14 protein-coding genes, 4 pseudogenes and 1 riboswitch are annotated in these 16074 nt (G+C 61.4%); of the genes and pseudogenes, 14 read left to right on the top strand and 4 right to left on the bottom strand.

Annotated elements, in window-relative coordinates:
* Positions 1-29: 29 nt before the first annotated feature.
* From HLH25_RS15665 to HLH25_RS15650, 4 genes and pseudogenes are all read left to right on the top strand, one after another.
* Positions 30-182 carry a hypothetical protein gene (locus HLH25_RS15665; RefSeq protein ID WP_182974960.1) on the top strand — a complete coding sequence of 51 codons (153 nt, stop codon included), beginning with the start codon at positions 30-32 and terminating at the stop codon, positions 180-182.
* A 14-nt stretch (positions 183-196) separates the two neighbouring features.
* A pseudogene (locus tag HLH25_RS15660) lies at positions 197-610 on the top strand (transposase); the annotation flags it as partial.
* Positions 611-763: 153 nt separating this feature from the next.
* Positions 764-1384, top strand: a complete 621-nt coding sequence (locus HLH25_RS15655; RefSeq protein ID WP_182974959.1) for a hypothetical protein — start codon at positions 764-766, stop codon at positions 1382-1384.
* A 106-nt stretch (positions 1385-1490) separates the two neighbouring features.
* Positions 1491-1613: pseudogene (locus HLH25_RS15650) on the top strand (IS5/IS1182 family transposase); the annotation flags it as partial.
* A gap of 57 nt (positions 1614-1670) precedes the next feature.
* On the opposite strand, the gene HLH25_RS20780 reads toward HLH25_RS15650, so the two are convergent.
* Both HLH25_RS20780 and HLH25_RS15640 read right to left on the bottom strand, forming a co-directional pair.
* Positions 1671-1925 carry an integrase core domain-containing protein gene (locus HLH25_RS20780; RefSeq protein ID WP_375288989.1) on the bottom strand — a complete coding sequence of 85 codons (255 nt, stop codon included), beginning with the start codon at positions 1923-1925 and terminating at the stop codon, positions 1671-1673.
* Positions 1897-2239, bottom strand: a pseudogene (locus HLH25_RS15640) (transposase); the annotation flags it as partial. The pseudogene HLH25_RS15640 and the gene HLH25_RS20780, both read right to left, overlap by 29 nt.
* Positions 2240-2365: 126 nt before the next feature.
* A riboswitch (cobalamin riboswitch) is annotated at positions 2366-2583 on the top strand.
* Positions 2584-2702: 119 nt separating this feature from the next.
* On the opposite strand from HLH25_RS15640, the gene HLH25_RS15635 reads away from it, so the two are divergent.
* The 7 genes from HLH25_RS15635 (at position 2703) to HLH25_RS15605 (ending at position 10226) form a co-directional block, all read left to right on the top strand.
* Entirely contained in the window at positions 2703-4814 is a 2112-nt protein-coding gene (locus HLH25_RS15635; protein WP_182975004.1) for a TonB-dependent receptor plug domain-containing protein, read from the top strand.
* Positions 4789-5661, top strand: a complete 873-nt coding sequence (locus HLH25_RS15630; RefSeq protein ID WP_246402567.1) for an ABC transporter substrate-binding protein — start codon at positions 4789-4791, stop codon at positions 5659-5661. The genes HLH25_RS15635 and HLH25_RS15630 overlap by 26 nt, the downstream gene beginning before the upstream one ends.
* The gene (locus tag HLH25_RS15625) at positions 5658-6662 is read left to right on the top strand and encodes a FecCD family ABC transporter permease (RefSeq protein WP_182974957.1); all 1005 of its coding nucleotides are present in this window, start codon (positions 5658-5660) and stop codon (positions 6660-6662) included. Before HLH25_RS15630 ends, HLH25_RS15625 begins: the two co-directional genes overlap by 4 nt.
* A complete protein-coding gene (locus HLH25_RS15620) occupies positions 6659-7426 on the top strand; it encodes an ABC transporter ATP-binding protein (protein WP_182974956.1) in 768 nt (255 codons plus the stop codon). The genes HLH25_RS15625 and HLH25_RS15620 overlap by 4 nt, the downstream gene beginning before the upstream one ends.
* Before the next feature lie 205 nt (positions 7427-7631).
* Positions 7632-8456 carry a UDP-2,3-diacylglucosamine diphosphatase gene (locus HLH25_RS15615; protein WP_182974955.1) on the top strand — a complete coding sequence of 275 codons (825 nt, stop codon included), beginning with the start codon at positions 7632-7634 and terminating at the stop codon, positions 8454-8456.
* Between the two features lie 72 nt (positions 8457-8528).
* The gene (locus HLH25_RS15610; protein ID WP_182975002.1) at positions 8529-9566 is read left to right on the top strand and encodes a glycosyltransferase family 4 protein; all 1038 of its coding nucleotides are present in this window, start codon (positions 8529-8531) and stop codon (positions 9564-9566) included.
* Positions 9567-9947: 381 nt separating this feature from the next.
* Complete coding sequence (locus HLH25_RS15605; protein ID WP_182974954.1) at positions 9948-10226, top strand: hypothetical protein; 279 nt, start codon at positions 9948-9950, stop codon at positions 10224-10226.
* A gap of 11 nt (positions 10227-10237) precedes the next feature.
* Here the strand turns inward: HLH25_RS15605 and HLH25_RS15600 are convergent, their stop codons facing one another.
* Together HLH25_RS15600 and HLH25_RS20585 are read right to left on the bottom strand one after the other, a co-directional pair.
* A complete protein-coding gene (locus HLH25_RS15600; protein WP_182974953.1) occupies positions 10238-10471 on the bottom strand; it encodes a hypothetical protein in 234 nt (77 codons plus the stop codon).
* A 1193-nt stretch (positions 10472-11664) separates the two neighbouring features.
* Complete coding sequence (locus tag HLH25_RS20585; RefSeq protein ID WP_259657260.1) at positions 11665-11799, bottom strand: hypothetical protein; 135 nt, start codon at positions 11797-11799, stop codon at positions 11665-11667.
* Between the two features lie 206 nt (positions 11800-12005).
* Between HLH25_RS20585 and HLH25_RS15595 the strand changes: the two genes are divergently transcribed.
* The 3 genes and pseudogenes from HLH25_RS15595 to pstC form a co-directional block, all read left to right on the top strand.
* A complete protein-coding gene (locus tag HLH25_RS15595; protein WP_182974952.1) occupies positions 12006-12200 on the top strand; it encodes a hypothetical protein in 195 nt (64 codons plus the stop codon).
* 620 nt (positions 12201-12820) lie between these two features.
* The gene (locus HLH25_RS15590; protein ID WP_246402563.1) at positions 12821-15403 is read left to right on the top strand and encodes an EAL domain-containing protein; all 2583 of its coding nucleotides are present in this window, start codon (positions 12821-12823) and stop codon (positions 15401-15403) included.
* A gap of 365 nt (positions 15404-15768) precedes the next feature.
* Positions 15769-16074, top strand: a pseudogene (gene pstC, locus HLH25_RS15585) (phosphate ABC transporter permease PstC); the annotation flags it as partial.

Here is a 16074-nt window from a genome sequence, read left to right as displayed (position 1 = left end):
CGTGGAGTAGCGGGCGGTAGCAGGCCGCCGTGGGCGATGATTCCGGCCGGCTGACCTTCGCGCAGCAGATCGGTCCAAAAGGACAGGACGCGCTGGCGCAGCGCGGCACCGCTCTCGCTGTCTGGGGTGCGAAATCCTTGGGGGTCTTGGCCCAGGGGCCAGGCTGTGCGGTCGATATTTGACCAGGGGTGGCTCTCTGAGCTGGACTTTGGCGGTTTTGAAAGAGGCGTTGGCCCGCTACGGGACGCCGGAGATTTTCAACCCGGATCAAGGCAGCCAATTCACCACGCCGCACTTCACCGAAGTGCTGCAGGAGCGGCAGATCCGCATCGGCATGGACGGGCGCGGCCGCTGGATGGACAATGTCTTCATCGAACGGCTCTGGAGGTCATTGAAATATGAATGCGTGTATCTCCACGCTTTCGAGACCGGCTCGGAACTTCGTGCCGGCCTGGCAAAATGGATTGGTCATTATAATTCGCGGCGTCCGCATTTGGCTCTCGCTGGACGCACGCCCGATGAGGCGTATCATGGGTTCGCTCCGACACCGTTGCCGGGGTTAACCCCGGCAACGGTGTCGGTCAGCAACAACGAGAAATTGGCGGCATAGCAACACCGGGCAATAGCTTATTCAACCCCAAAATCTGCCCGAACGGATGGGTCCACCTCTCACAGTAATGGAATTTGGGAGAACGAGACTCGGAACTGATCTGGAATAAATAAACCAAATGTACATGAGTCACCAATAGAATTGGAGGTATGAGTGATAAAATATTACATTCTATGTTCTATTTATTTTGTCTTTTTCTTAGGGTATATCCACAATAGAGCGAACGCAAATGAGCCCCGCAGCACGATTTGTGCATACGATGAGGGTAAAGTTCTTTCCCAGAGTTATCTCGACTTTGATCAAAACCCACATTCGGGTTGGCGTTTTTTGGACAGTAAGGGGTGCCGTGTTTCCGCGATTCACATAATGAAAGCTTATAATAAGGGAGCTAGCAGCTTAACATACGACCAGCATAAAAATATACTATGGCATATTGGTCAGCTTTACGCGCTGGATGGACATCGTGAGGAAGCAATAGTCTATTTCAGAGAAAGCAAAAAGGATGGCCTTGATGTATGGAATGATTATGTTGATGTTACGATTGCTTTTATGCTCCGCAATCACAAGGATTTAATTAGGTATGAAAATAAGTTGAGGCACGAGCCTATGCCGGAGGCGGGATATTATTACGTCCGAAATGGCAAGAAAATTGAGTTGTCTTGGCCCCCAAACCTTGATGTCGCGGAGCGCCTAGACCGGTGCTTCGATCAATCATATAATATAGCGTATGATAAATGTACCGTACCCACCGCAAATCCAATCATTTTAAAGTAGGCTCCGGTCGAGAAGGGAGCGTTACACAGAGCGTTTTTCCATCATTCTCCGGTTTATATCCCCTTGAACTGCGCACGCGCGGGGCTGGAAGGCAAAAGGGTTTTAAATCTTGCCGCTTCGGTGGGTCGTTGAACCAACATCGGCTGGATGGCGCCGACGGGTGAAGGATCCCGAGCAGCGTATCGCCGTGGCAGAGGCCATGATCCACATCGCCATGCGAAGGGGTTGAGGTGGCCCTATTCGTTCGGACAGATTTGCGGGTTGAATAAGCTATTGCCCGGTGTTGCTATGCCGCCAATTTCTCGTTGTTGCTGACCGACACCGTTGCCGGGGTTAACCCCGGCAACGGTGTCGGAGCAAACCCATGATACGCCTCATCGGGCGTGCGTCCAGCGAGAGCCGAATGCGGGCGCCGCGAATTATAATGACCAATCCATTTTGCAATGGCCGGCACGAGGTTCCGAGTGGGACTGTCAGGAATTTCGTGTGCGAGGCGTTGAGCACATTGTTGATCAGACGGTGGCGCGCGCGAAGCGGTCACCGAAGAGAATAGCGAACTGTGCCTTTGCCATGGACCATTCCCTCGGGCGCATGATCCATTCTTTCTCGGCTCGGTTCAAGGCCAGGAAGAGGAGCTTGAGGGCCGCGTCGTCATTGGGGAAATGTCCCCTGGCCCGGACGGCCCGCCTCAGCTTGGCGTTCAGCGCCCCTATGGCATTGGTGGTGTAGATCAATTTTCGGACCTCGGCGGGGAAGGCATAGAAGGGTATGATTTCCTCCCAGGCCCGCTCCCTGGACTGGACGATGGCCACGTATTTCCGGCTCCCAGGAGCTTTCGGCAAAGGCGGCCAGGGCCGCTGCGCATTTCCCCGTTGCGTGCGATCACGCCGGACGAGGCCGAGGGCGCACTGGCATCTTGAGGGTGAAAGGTGAGTTTTATTGCGGCTGCGCATGGGTTTTTCTTGACAGGCAGGACGCAGATTCTATGTAGGGCGCGATGGTTCCTCTCGATGAGGATTAAAAGGGAACACAGTGTGGGTCGGAAGGCCCAAGCCTGTGGCTGTCCCCGCAACTGTAGGCGGCATGTTCACGCATCGCCGGGCGTCATGGCCCGGGGCCACTGGGTTTCGTCCGACCCGGGAAGGCCATGTGGAACGACAACCGCGAGCCAGGAGACCTGCCGTCAGCACTGGTTGCGACCGGGAACCGTCAGGCGGGGTGATCTGGCGGGCGGGACAGGGACGTTATCCCGGCATCGGATAACGGATCGTGGCCTGTGGTCTCGTGGCAGCCGCGCATGGTCACGAGAACGGTCCCGATGCACGATTTCCGCTCGATTCTTTTTTTCTCCACGCTGTTTACGGCCGTTGGCTTCTCTGTTGCCCTGGCGCAGGAAACGCCGGTTGCGCTCGCGTCGGGAAAGGGGACTGCCGCCCGCCCCGCACGCGCGACGACACGCCCGGTGGCACCCGCCGGCAGCCATGTCGCGCTGACGCAGCAGGATCGGGGGGAGGCGATTACAGTCAGCGCCGCCCGTCGTCCGGTCAGCGTGGATGATATCGGCTCTAGCGTGACCATTATCACCGAACAGCAGATCCAGACCCAGCAGCGTCGCGGGCTGGCGGATATCCTCGATCGGCAGCCGGGTCTGAATGTCGTGCAGACAGGCGGCGTGGGTGGTGTGACTTCGATTTTCATGCGCGGGAACAATTCGAACGAGGTCAAGGTCCGGATGGACGGCATGGATGTCAATGACGGCAGTTCGACCAGCGGTGCGTTCGATGCCGGGCAGTTCGTGACCGATGGCATGGGGCGGATCGAGATCCTGCGCGGGCCGCAAAGCGGCCTGTATGGTGCGGATGCCATGGCCGGCGTCATCGACATTACCACCGCCCAGGGGCAGGGGCGTTTCAAGCCGTTTGTCCGGCTTGAGGGCGGCGCGTATGGTACGTTCAACCAGGTGCTGGGTGCGCGGGGCAGCAAGGGGCGGTTTCACTATAATATCGAGCTGTCCCATTACCGCATGGATGGGTTCAACAATATTCCGTCCTATATCGAGCGGGCCTATGGCGCCGACCGCCAGCAGCGGAACGAGGGGAATCGCAACGACAACCGGAGCGCCAACATCCGGCTGGGATATGACGTGACGCAGACGTTTGACCTGGGGCTGACGGCGCGCCTGATCCAGTCGAATTATCATTCCTATTCGCTCTATGATCTGCAAAGCGAGAATCTGTATGGGGATTCCGGGGTGCGGGAACGGAACAACAAAAACCAGGCGATCGTGCGCGGCACGGCGCATCTGGTCTCGTTCAACGGGTTGTTCGATCAGGTGATCGGGCTGGGATACATGACCAACCGCAATCGGTGGACGGAGACGGGGACGAGCTATGGCAGTCCGATCAATCCGGACCCCAACTATTATCGTTCCGAACGCTTGAAGATCGACTGGCATGGAACCTTCGATTTCAAGAAGTATGGCCAGTTTCTGATTGGTGCCGAACATTTCCACGATCGCTTCAATACCAGCCATACCGCGTCCAGCATGTGGGACAGTGGGTATGATAATTCGGCCGGCATGGATACGACGGCGGGATATGGGCAGTATCAGGGGAACTGGAACCGGATCCTGTATGGAGCGGCCAATATCCGTTATGATGCCAATTCGCGCTATGGCAACCATGTGACGTGGCGGGTGGCGCCTGCCATCCATGTGCCGGGCACTGGTACCATCATCAAGGCCAGTGCCGGGTCCGGCTTCCATGGACCTTCGCTGTATCAGCTGTTCGCCAATCAGGTTGGTGCGGGGTATTCCGAAAAAGGCAACCCGAACCTGCGGGCGGAGCAGTTGATCGGCTATGATGCCGGGGTGGAGCAGAAGCTGCTGCATGATCGCCTGAAATTCGGTGCGACGTGGTATGATAACCGGGTTCGGCATCTGATCCAGTCGTCATTGTCGATCGATTCCGCGTATAACTACAATTATTCGTACGAGAATGTGGCGAAGGCGCGCATGTATGGCGTGGAAGCCTTTCTGAACTGGAAGGCCCGTAGCGATCTGGAGTTCAACCTCAGCTATACCTGGACCCATGCGCGCGACGAGACGGTGCATGCTGAATTGCAGCAGCGTCCACAGCATAAGTTCAATTTCAATACGACGTGGACGCCGATCAGGGACCTGACTTTCTCGGGCAACATTCTTTATACCAGTGGTTGGCGCGACCTGCCGGTAATCGGTAGCGAGACATGCAGCATCTGCGCCAAAGGGCATGGATACGTGACCATCGACGTGGCGGCCAATTACAAGATCAACCGGTTTGTTTCGGTCTATGCCCGTGCGGATAATCTGCTGAACAGGCAATATGAGGAGCCGATCGGGTATTTGCAGCCGGGGCGCGGCGGGTATGGCGGTTTCACGCTCTCCTACTGACAGGATGCGGGCCTGGGGTTGGCGCTCCGCGATCTTGCTGCTGGCGGTGGTGCTGGCGGGGGGCGCGCGGGCCGAGTCCCGGCATCGGATTGTTTCGTTGAATCTGTGTACGGACCAGTTGCTGCTGCAACTGGTGCCGGCCCACGATATCGTGGGTTTGTCGCCGCTGGCGCGGGATTGCGCCTATTCCGTGATGTGTCACGAGGCGGAGGCGGTGCCGGTCATTCGGCCTACGGCTGAAGCCGTGGTGGCGGCACGACCGGATCTGGTGGTGGGTGGGCGCTATGCCAGCGTGACCGCTTTGTTGGCGGCGCGGCAGGCGGGAATGCCGGTTGAGCTGTTCGACCCTGTTGAACGCCTGGTGGATGTTCCGGAGCAGATCGTGGCTGTGGCGAATGCGGCTGGCGTGCCGACGCGGGGGCGGGCACTTGCGGAGGCTTTCAGGGCACGTCTGGCGGCTCATCCTGTGCCGGTTGGAGGAGCCGCTCCCTCGGCGGTGATTTATGCCGCCAATGGTTTTGTGACCCGTGCCGGTTCGCTGGCTGACGATATTCTGGTGCGCGCGGGTTTCCGCAATGCGGCGAACGGTCTGGATGGGCGGCACGCGCTCGGCGTGCCGCTGGAGAGTCTGCTGGCGCGGCCGCCCGATCTGCTGGTCGTGGCGCGCTCCGATGTCGGCACGTCGATGGCGCAGGCGGTACTGGATCATCCGGCCCTGCGTGAGGCGTTTCCGGCCCCGCATCGGCTGTCGTTGCCTGACCGGATGTGGCTTTGTGGCTTGCCGCAGACGCTCGACACGCTGGACCGGCTGATCGAGGCCCGCAAGGCACTGGAGAGTTCCCGATGATCGACCGCCGCGACTATCCGCTGATCGCCGCGCTGGCGGTCGGTGTGCTGATGATGCTGGGGCTGTCGTTGGCCTGGGGGGACAGCCCGATTTCGCTGCCGTCTGCCCTGGGGGATCTGATGGCTGGACGGCATAGCGTGGGGGCGATCATCGTTGGCCAGTTGCGCCTGCCTCGTGCCATCCTTGGGGTTTCGATCGGAGCGGCGCTGGGGCTGTGTGGAGCGGTGATGCAGGGGTATCTGCGCAATCCACTGGCCGATCCTGGGTTGCTGGGTGTTTCAGGCGGTGCGGCGCTGGGGGCGGTACTGGTGTTCTATACCGGGCTGGCCGGTGTTTCGGCCCTGTTGCTGCCGGCGGGCGGGCTGGTGGGGGCGCTGCTGGCGGTGCTGCTGCTGCTGGGGCTCGTGGGGCAGGGCGGGACGCTGGTGCTGCTGCTGGCAGGGGCGGCGATGAGCAGTTTTGCAGCCGCGCTGACGGCCATGGCGATGAACCTGATGCCAAGTCCCTACGCGGCCTACGAGGTGATGCGCTGGGTGATGGGGTCGCTGACCGACCGGACCATGACCGATGTGTGGGTCAGTTTGCCGGGGACCGTCGCGGGGTGCCTGCTGATGTTGACGGTCGCGCGGGCGCTGGACGCGCTGGCATTGGGCGACGAGGTAGCCGAGAGCATGGGGTTTCGCCTGCGCGGCCTTCTGGGCATCCAGACGCGGGTCGTGGTGGGGGCGGCGGTCGCGGTCGGATCGTGCGTTGCGGTCAGTGGGGCGATCGGCTTCGTGGGGCTGGTGGTGCCGCATCTGCTGCGGCCGCTGACGGGCCACCAGCCTTCGCGCCTGCTGCTGCCTTCGGCATTGGGGGGCGCGCTGCTGCTGCTGGTTGCCGATGCGGCGGTGCGGTTGCTGTCGGGGGCCACCGAGATCCAGATCGGTGTGCTGACGGCGCTGATCGGGGCGCCTGTCTTCTTTCACCGGGTGATCGCCATGCGTCGGACCATGCCATGACCGGCCTGTTTGCGCGGGGGGTGACGCTCTCGCTGGGGGGGCGGCGGGTCCTACATGACGCGCATGTCGCGCTGGCGGCCGGCGAGGTTGTGGGGGTGATCGGCCCGAATGGCGCGGGCAAGAGCACGCTGCTGCGCGTGCTGGCCGGCCTTCAAGGGGCCGATGCGGGAGAGGTGCTGCTGGAGGGCCGCGCACTGTCGGCGATGATGCCGGGTGACAGGGCGCGGCGGCTGTCCTTTCTGCCCCAGGAGGGCGTGCCCCCGCCGCCGATGCTGGTCGCGGATCTGGTGGCGCTTGGACGTTTGCCGCATCGGGGAGCGCGGAATGACGTGCGCGATCATGCGGCGGTGGAGGCTGCGTTGGCGGAAACGGGACTGCTTGATCTGCGTGACCGGCCGGCCAATCAGTTGTCGGGTGGGGAGCGGGCGCGCCTGCGGCTGGCGCGGGCGCTGGCGGTGGAGGCGCCCTATCTGCTGGCGGATGAACCTGTGGCAGCGCTGGACCCGGCCCATGCTCTGGCGGTTATGGCATCGTTCGGCCGCCTGGCGGACGCGGGCAGGGGAGTGGCGGTGGTGCTGCATGACCTGACGCTGGCGGGGCGGTTCTGCCATAGGCTGGTGCTGATGCGCGACGGGCGCATCGTGGCGCAGGGGCGGCCAGCGGAAATTCTGACCGATGCGGCCATGCGTGCGGTCTATGGCGTGACCGTCCGACGGGTGGATGATGCGGTCGTGCCCTGGAGCCTGACGGGCGAACCGGCCTGAAGAAGGCGTGACATTTCTTAAAAAACGAAAAAAAAATAATTTAAATCATCAAATTTCTGAAATTTGTATCGTAACGGTGTGGTCGTTTGTCGCCCCGTCTGCACTCGCTCCGGTGACGGGCGGATAGTTTCATGAAAGATACACGAAAGAAACGGGCGGATACGGTTAGAGAAGGCGCGTCCCTCATCAGGGTGTACCGCTTGCGATGAACGTGATTCTGAACGATCGACTCACTTCTGCCAGCTATCGGACCGTCTTTGTTTCGGACGTCCATCTGGGAACGCGCGATTGCCGTGCCGACCTGCTGGCGGAATTCCTGCGCAACATGACCTGTCAGCGCCTGTATCTGGTGGGCGATATCATCGACGGCTGGAAGCTGAAGCGGTCATGGTTCTGGAACAGCCATCATGACGACGTGCTGAACCTGATCCTGCGCATGGCGCGCAGCGGGACCGAGATCATCTACATTCCCGGCAATCATGACGAGATGTTCCGGCGCTGGCTGCCGCATGAGTTGGAAGTGGCCGGAATCCGCCTGCGTAACCAGGCCGAGCATGTGACCGCGACCGGGCGGAAATTCCTGGTGCTGCATGGTGACGAGTTCGACAGCGTGGTGCGCTATGCCCCTTTTCTGGCGATGCTGGGCGATCGGGCCTATACGCTGGCGCTGATCGTCAACCGCTGGTTTAACCTCGTGCGGCGCCGATTGGGCCTGCCCTATCGTTCGCTGTCGCAATGGCTGAAGCGACAGGTCAAGAGCGCGGTCATGGCCATCGACCGCTTCGAGACCGCCGTGGCGGATGAGGCCCGGCGCCGAGGCATGGACGGGGTCATCTGCGGCCATATCCATCATGCCGTGATCAAGGATCTGGGCGGCGTGTTGTATATGAACGACGGTGACTGGGTCGAAAGCTGTAGCGCGCTGGTGGAGCATCACGACGGCAGCATGGAACTGCTGGACGTAACCGATGTGTGCAACCGGTTCCCCGTGGCCGCGCCGCTGGCCTCGCGGTCGTTTGCCGGTGCCTGAGTGACGGTGGACGCGGTTTCCGCCGTCGCGCCGCCCGAGGTTAGGCCGGAGGCCGGCCTTGCGGCGCCGCCATTGCGTATCCTGATGGTCAGCGATGCCTGGTATCCCCAGGTCAATGGCGTGGTGCGCACCGTTTCACGCCTGCGCGACGCGCTGGGGGCGATGGGGCATACGGTCGGGATCATCGGCCCGCATCTGTTTCGTACCATGCCGTGCCCGACCTATCCCGAGATCCGGCTGTCTATACTGCCCGGTAGCCGGCTGAACCGGCTGATCGAACATTTCCGCCCCGATGCGCTCCATATCGTGACCGAAGGGCCGCTGGGGCTGGCGGCGCGTCGCTGGGCGCTGCGCAACGGGCAGTGCTTCACGTCGTCCTTTCATACGCGCTTCCCAGAATATATTCGTGCCCGAACGGGATTTCCGATGGGGGTGCCCTATCGCTTCCTGCGCTGGTTTCACGACGCGGCGGCGTTGACGCTGGTTCCGACCGCCAGCCTGCAGGAGGAGTTGCAGGGGCGGGGCTTCATGCGTCTGGAATGCTGGACGCGGGGGGTTGATGCCGACCGGTTCCATCCCGAGGCCGCCGCGATCGACTGGCAGGCAATGTATGACGTGCGGGGGCCGTATCTGCTCTATGTGGGGCGTGTGGCGGTAGAGAAGAATCTGGAGGCGTTTCTGTCTCTGGATCTTCCGGGCACCCGAATCGTGGTGGGGGACGGGCCGGACCGGGTGGCTCTGGCCGCGCGTTATCCCGATGTGCTGTTCACCGGCTATCTCACCGGCCCGGATTTGGCGGCGGCCTATGCGGCCAGCGACGTCTTCGTGTTTCCCAGTGTGACCGACACGTTCGGACTGGTGATTCTGGAGGCACTGGCCTGTGGCGTACCGGTGGCGGCCTTCGATGTGACGGGGCCGCGCGACATCCTGCCGCCGGGAATATCGGCGGTCGGTGCGATCGGGCCGGACCTGCGGCGCAATATCCTCGCCGCGTTGAATGCGGACCGAGTCGCCTGCCGGGTACATGCCGCACGGTTCAGTTGGGAAGCCTGCGCACGTATGTTCCTTGATGCCGTCATCAGGGCGCAGCGGGTTGGGCGCACCGTCTGAGCGTTTGCCGGGTGATCGGGCGACGACCTCGCCGAGTGCCGGATCGTGAAGGAGGATTTCGTCGCTCAGCATGGTGGTAGAGAGCGTGAGGTTGGTGTCTTCCTGGCCAGTTCGCCCGTTTCGGTGACCAGTCGTTCTCCGGCCTCCTGCATGACGCGTAAAACGGGAAGGGTCGAGCCGTCGGAGGTGCCGGTCTTTCCACGAAGGGATTACCTATCGCAGGGCATTGCCGGATGCTGAATAACTTCCCAGGTTGAACGGGCGGCCGGGCAGGGCGTTTCTGGTGGAGGCGGTTCGGTCGGGTGGATCGGCGGCTGAAAACATCTTAACGGGGCTCGATGCCGAGGATCAGCCCGGCGCCGTCAGGAAGGAAGAATTGTCATGGAAGGCGCCATTGCCGTCGTTACCGGCCTGTTGGTGGGCCTGTTCGGCCTGATCTTGGCGGCCGTCGCCGCGATCGAGAATCTGGCGCGTGAGATCCTGGCCAGCGTGGGTATAAGGGGCGAGTTACAGACGGCGCTTTTGATCATCCTGCTGGTGAGTCTGGCAATCGGCGCCTTTCGCCTGTTTGGGGGCGTTTTCGCCGTGCTGATCGGTGTGGTGTTGACGCTGATCCTGTTGCACGCCCTGCTGGTGACGGCGGGCGTGCCGATGCATTGAGGCGTCCTGAGTTATTGGACCGGAGGACTGAAGGAGCCGGTATTGTAGACGACCTGCCCGCCGGTGGGATTGGGGGACGAGGTTGTAATGCCGGCGCGCTGGAGGGCCGCGCTGTTGGCCGACAGCGAATGGCCGAAGGAGGGCGGGACGATGATGGGGCGCGTGCTATCGATGGAATCGAGAGCGGCCTTTTTCGTACGCAGGCCGGCGGCCTGCATTGCCTCATAGAACCAGTCGCGGACCACGCAGCCAGCCGGACGCCGTGCGATAGGCGGAATTGGCGGCGCATGTGCGGACGTTGGTGGTGAAGGCGTCTGCGGTCAGCAAAAGATAGTCGAGCGGGCAATCTACCAGGTGCTGGCCATCGACCAGGCGGTCGTCCCGGATGGAAGTTGACGTGATATTCCGCCATGATGAGCAAGGTGTTGCGATATGTTAATGAGGGCGCGGCAAGGACGCATTCGGCGACGCCCCGCCTGGACGTGGGATTGCGCGTTGATTATCGCTGTCTGCGGAAGGCGACGCGGCGTGACAGGCCAGCCGACACCTGGCGCATTGAGGCGGCATAGCTGGGCCACGACAGGGGGCGGTTGCCTGCCCAGCCTTGCCATTCCGCGCGACGGAACCTTCTTGGCGGCTGTGCCTGAGACGTGTTGGGATGGTCCTCGGTACAGGCAGATTGTCTGGCGTCGATCCAGTCACGGACGAGGATATGCCCGATTATGCTGGCCGCGTGTGTCATCGACATGGTCCTTCTGTCCAGGATGTCTGAAAATGGAACTCGGACACATCAGCAAAGTTCAGACACAAACACGAGAACTATTCATCATGCGGGCCTTAGTGGCCATCTCCGTGGTCTTCGTCGGGAGATCCCGCATTGGGCATGCCGCTGCTCCGATGCCCGCCGCCCCGGTTGTTGCCTGGCGGCGGCGCGCGTCCCGGTCCGGCCGGGCCTAACATCTAAAACCGCCATGGTGGTCCGCCTTGATTGCCGCCACCGTGGAAATCCTGGTCATCCCGCCAGCCTCCATCGCCTTAGCGATCATAATTGGAAAACCAGGGGCGATTAAGATAATGCGCGTTCCGGTAATTGCTGATCGTAAAGCCGATCAGGGGCTGGCCCATCATAGTGGCATACGTAATCTGGGGACGCCCTCCGACGACGGGTTGCCGGTAAAGGGGCGGTGAAAATACCCGTGCCGTCCATGACCATGCCGGGGAAAATGATGGCCGCCGCTGCGAAGCCGACGCCACGGACGGAGCGGATAGGATGATTTATCGCTCTTCTGGCTCCGGGCGGCAATTTGGAGCATATCAGCCGCGTTGCGGCCATGGATCATGTGCTGCGAGATTGAGCGAACTTTCCGGAAAGAAAAACCCTTCCGTGATGTGGCGGCCTATCGTGCGGACTGAGCCATCCTCTTGGCTACCACGTTGGCTACCACGCCTGCCCGAACAGCAGGATGCCAGCGTAGAATCCCACAAGAGCGATGATCCCGCCCACCATGAAGGTCCAGTAACCGATTGAGTGGGGTGGCGTGGCGGAGACGCCGCGTGTGATCATATGAGCCATGACTGCCTCCTTATTTGCCGAGGGTCGTTTTTTTCCATCCTGCCCGTTATTTGATCTGGCCCGTTATTTGATCTGGGATCGGCATCTGTGGGAACAAGGCATGTCACTGATCACATCCGCACGATCCATCGACATGGATTCTCTTGTCCGGTGCCGGGCAATGCGGGCATGCTGACACTTTCCACCTTGCGATCAGGATAATGCATATGCGTTTACGCCTGCTTTTTTCGAGTCTGGCCGTTATGGCGCTGATCGGTGCCTCGGACCCGCTTTCCGCCGCCACGCCGTGCCGGGATGCCAAAGGCAAGTTTATCGCTTGTCCAAAGCCAAAACCTGTCAAATGCCGCGATGAAAAGGGGCGATATACCAAATGTCCGGGTCAGGCCGCCAATCCGGGCTGACGGCATTGTCACCAGGTGTGTGTTCTGGCGAATGTCCTTGTTGATTTCGTTATATTCTGCGTTTCGGGTCGGGAGGTGCCAGGCCTTCCGGCCAGTTGGGCGATATAGGTTTTCGCTGAGAACTTTAATGAATCCGATCACCAATTAAGACTATGATATTTATTGTTTATCGTTGCAGCCTTGTTACCCTGAGATCGTTGTCTGGAAGACATGTTTTGAAATAATAAATGGACTGCTTGGTGCGGCGACACATGCCGATCTGCCGGTTCCTGACCAGATGGGCGCCGGTCTATCGGGGGCAGGGAGTATGGCTGGTGTCGATGTCGCTGTTCGCGGCGCCAGGATAAATAATATGGTGCCTCCGACTTTTCTTGCTGCCCCAGTGGCCTATCCACGCCAAGTGGCGGGGTGTATTGACCTATGTCATGTTGTATTTTTACTTGCTGTATGGCTGGTATGTGTAGAAAGTGTGGAAACATGATCTGCCGAACATTGCAGGCAGCCGTCGATATGGAATAAGAAGTGCCCAAGTATCGGGTCGGATAGGCTGGCCGTCGCTATCGTCTCCAAGCAGTCCGGGATGTCCTGCGCGAGGTGATCGCAGGGTGGAGAGGTGATTCATGGGGGAGCCGGCGTTGCAGAGTGGGCCGTCATCTCTTGCGTCGGTTCTGAACGCGCTGGCTGATGGCGTGATCGTGGTTGATGGCGGCGGCATGGTGGCTTTCGCCAACAATGCGGTCACGGCGATGTGCGGTGTACGGGCTGACTCATGGGCAGGGCAGCCGCTACGCGTGATGTTGCCCGCGCTGGAACTGGCATCTGGTCTGGCACCACGCGAATTTTCTCTCGCTTCCCCCGGTTGTCCGGTGCGTTGGCTTGAAGCGGTCGTCGCGTCAGGCGATGCATTCGGAGGGGCTGCATGGATCGTCACGCTGCGTGACGTGACTGAGGCGGTCGGGCAGCGTGAGGCGGCGCAACTCTGCTCCACCGTTGTCAACCGGACCGACCGGGGGGTGATGGTCCTCGATGGGTTGGATCGGATCACCTATGTCAATCCGGCCTTTACGCATCTGCTCGGCTATCGTCCGGAGGATGTCCTGTTGCGGGATGTCTCGGTTGCCCTGGCGACGGAAGAGGCGGACATGCCGGTCCTGCGCGAGTTCCGGTATAATCTGCGCACCCGCAGGCCGTTCGAGATCGATCTGCGGGCGCGGTCGCGCGCCGGGCGGGAAATCTGGCTCAGCACGGCGGTCAGCCCGGTTCGGGACGATGGTGCTGCGGATGGTGATGTTATCGTTCTGCTGGCCGACGAAACCCAGGCAATGGAATTGCAGGGGCTCCGGCAGGATGTGACGACGGCCCTGAGCGGTGCGACGGACTTCACGGATGTCATGTCGCTGATCTGCAGGCGGGTGGAGGCGATTTCACCGGATGTCCTGGTGTCGATCCTGTTGGTGACCGACGAAGGACGTGCCTGGATGGCCGGGCGGGGGGCGATGCCGGAAGCGTTTGCCTCGGCCTGCGACGGAATGTTCGTCGGCCCGATGGTGGGGACCTGCGGTGCAGCGATCTATTCAGGTCATGAGGTTCTGACACCCGATATCGAAATTGATCCGCGCTGGGCGCCGGCCCTGCGCGACGCAGTGCGCCCGCTGGGGGTGATCGCCTGCTGGTCGGTGCCCGTGCGCCTACGTGACGGCACGGTAGCCGGGAGCCTGGCCCTGTATTTCCGCGACCGGCGGGAGCCCACGCTCTGGCAGCGTCGGGTGGTGGATGCCTGCGTTCATTTCTGCACGCTGGCGGTCGAGCAGGAGCGCGCCAGGGCGCGAATCACGCAACTGGCGCATTACGATGCGGTGACCGGCCTGCCTAACCGGACGTGGTTGCGCGACCATCTGGCGGGCCTGCAGGACAGGCCGGGCTGGTGTGGTCTGACCCTGATCGCGATCGATCTCGATCAATTTCGGACGATTCGCGACGGGTTGGGGGGCGTCGGCGCGGACGAACTGCTGGAGAGGGTCGCGCGTCGGCTGAAATGTGCGGTGGGACGGAACGACACGTTAGTCCGTACTGGTGAGGATGAGTTTTCGATCGTGACCGGCTGTGGCCGCACGCCGATGAGGCCGGGATGCTGCGTGGACGGGGACGGGTTTCTCGCGGTCGATCACGCGTCGGTGATGGCAGGAGCGATTGTGCGGGCCATGGCGGAGCCCCTGGTGATCAATGGCCTGCCTGTTACGTCAAGTGTGAGCATCGGTATCTGTGCTGGCCGTGAGAAGGGGGGGACCGTCGACACGTTGCTGCGCAATACCCGGATCGCCGTTTCGCGTGCGCGGGATGCCGGCGGCAATTGCTACCGCTTCTTCAGTCCGGCGATGAATCAGCGGGCGCATGACCGCGTCATTCTCACCAGCGTGCTGGGGACCGCGTTGGCATCCGAGCGGTTGCGGCTGGTTTATCAGCCCCAGGTCTCGCCTCATACCGGTGCCATCCATGGGGTGGAGGCTTTGGCACGCTGGCATGACCCGGTGCGCGGCAATATCTCGCCGGTACGCTTCATCCCGCTGGCCGAGGAGGCTGGGTTGATCGAGGCGCTGGGGGAATGGGCGCTGCGGCAGGCCTGCAGGCAGATGGCGCAATGGATGACGGACGGGATCGCGATCCCATCGGTGGCGGTCAATCTGTCCGCGCGGCATTTCCGCGAGTCGGGCCTGCCTGCGATGATTGCCGCCATCTTGGAGGAAACCGGCATTCCGCCCGGCCGTCTGATGGTGGAGATGACTGAAAGCACGATGGTTGCCGATCTGGACAGCACGATCGAGGCGGCGCGCGCCATTCGGGCGCTGGGGGTCGGCCTGTCGATGGACGATTTCGGCACGGGATTTTCCACGCTGGCGAATCTGGTCAATCTGCCGCTGAACGAGGTGAAAATCGACCGCAGCTTTGTGGAGCGGATGGATCGGGTGGAGGAAAGCCGCCAGATCGTAAATGCCGTTATCGGCATGGGCCGCAATCTGGGCATGTCGATCGTGGCCGAAGGGGTCGAGACGCAAGAGCAGCTTGCGCTTCTGGATGAACTGGGATGCCCGCTGGTGCAGGGATTCCTGATCTCTCATCCGCTGGAGGCGGAGCGTCTGCCGGATTGGGTTCGTACGTGGCAGCAATCCTGCTCGACCGGTCTGACGCGGCTTCCGGCGGCGTAACCAGGGGGCTACGGTCGGTATGGCCCCTGGAGACTGTTTCAAAAGCCCCGACGAGAACGGCTCGATGGCGACTTTTTATGCTTGTTTCCTGCGAGAGGCGTGATGCCGCAAGGAAACCTGCGCCAATGCGGCGCGCGGTGAGGTGGCTATTGCATTCTGCTCATCATCGGCGTGCTTGAAGCTGGCACTCATGGAAATGGCATGGATGTCATAAAAACTTAATTGCCCTTCCGATCCTGTTCGATTGAAGCCCGTTGGACCGAAATGTATTGGATGAACGGATTAAGGACGGCATCGGGAATAAATGGATGCAGCAGATGCCGCGATCCCGGGACATGGTTCCGGCGGGACGGAATACAGACACGTTGACCGGTGACCATGTGTTCGCGGGGCTCGTGCGGCTCTCGGGATGGCTGATGCTTGCCCTGTTGGGGGGGCTGATAGCGGTTCTGGCGTGGGGCGGGCTGTCGGCGTGGTCGGCATTTGGGCCTGGCTTTGTGTGGAGCGCGGTATGGAACCCGGTGACGCAGCATTTCGGTGCGGCGGCGCCTGTGTTCGGCTCGGTGATGACGACGCTGCTGGCGCTGGTGTTCGCGGTGCCGCTGGCGTTCGGGATTGCGTTCTGGCTGGTGGAGATGGCGCCCGCGATGGTGGCGGGGCCGATCGGGATG

The organism is Gluconacetobacter dulcium (assembly GCF_014174165.1).
Taxonomy (GTDB): Bacteria; Pseudomonadota; Alphaproteobacteria; order Acetobacterales; family Acetobacteraceae; genus Gluconacetobacter; species Gluconacetobacter dulcium.
The sequence above is the reverse complement of the archived record's forward strand: the minus strand, read 5'-3'. Positions and strand labels throughout refer to the sequence as shown.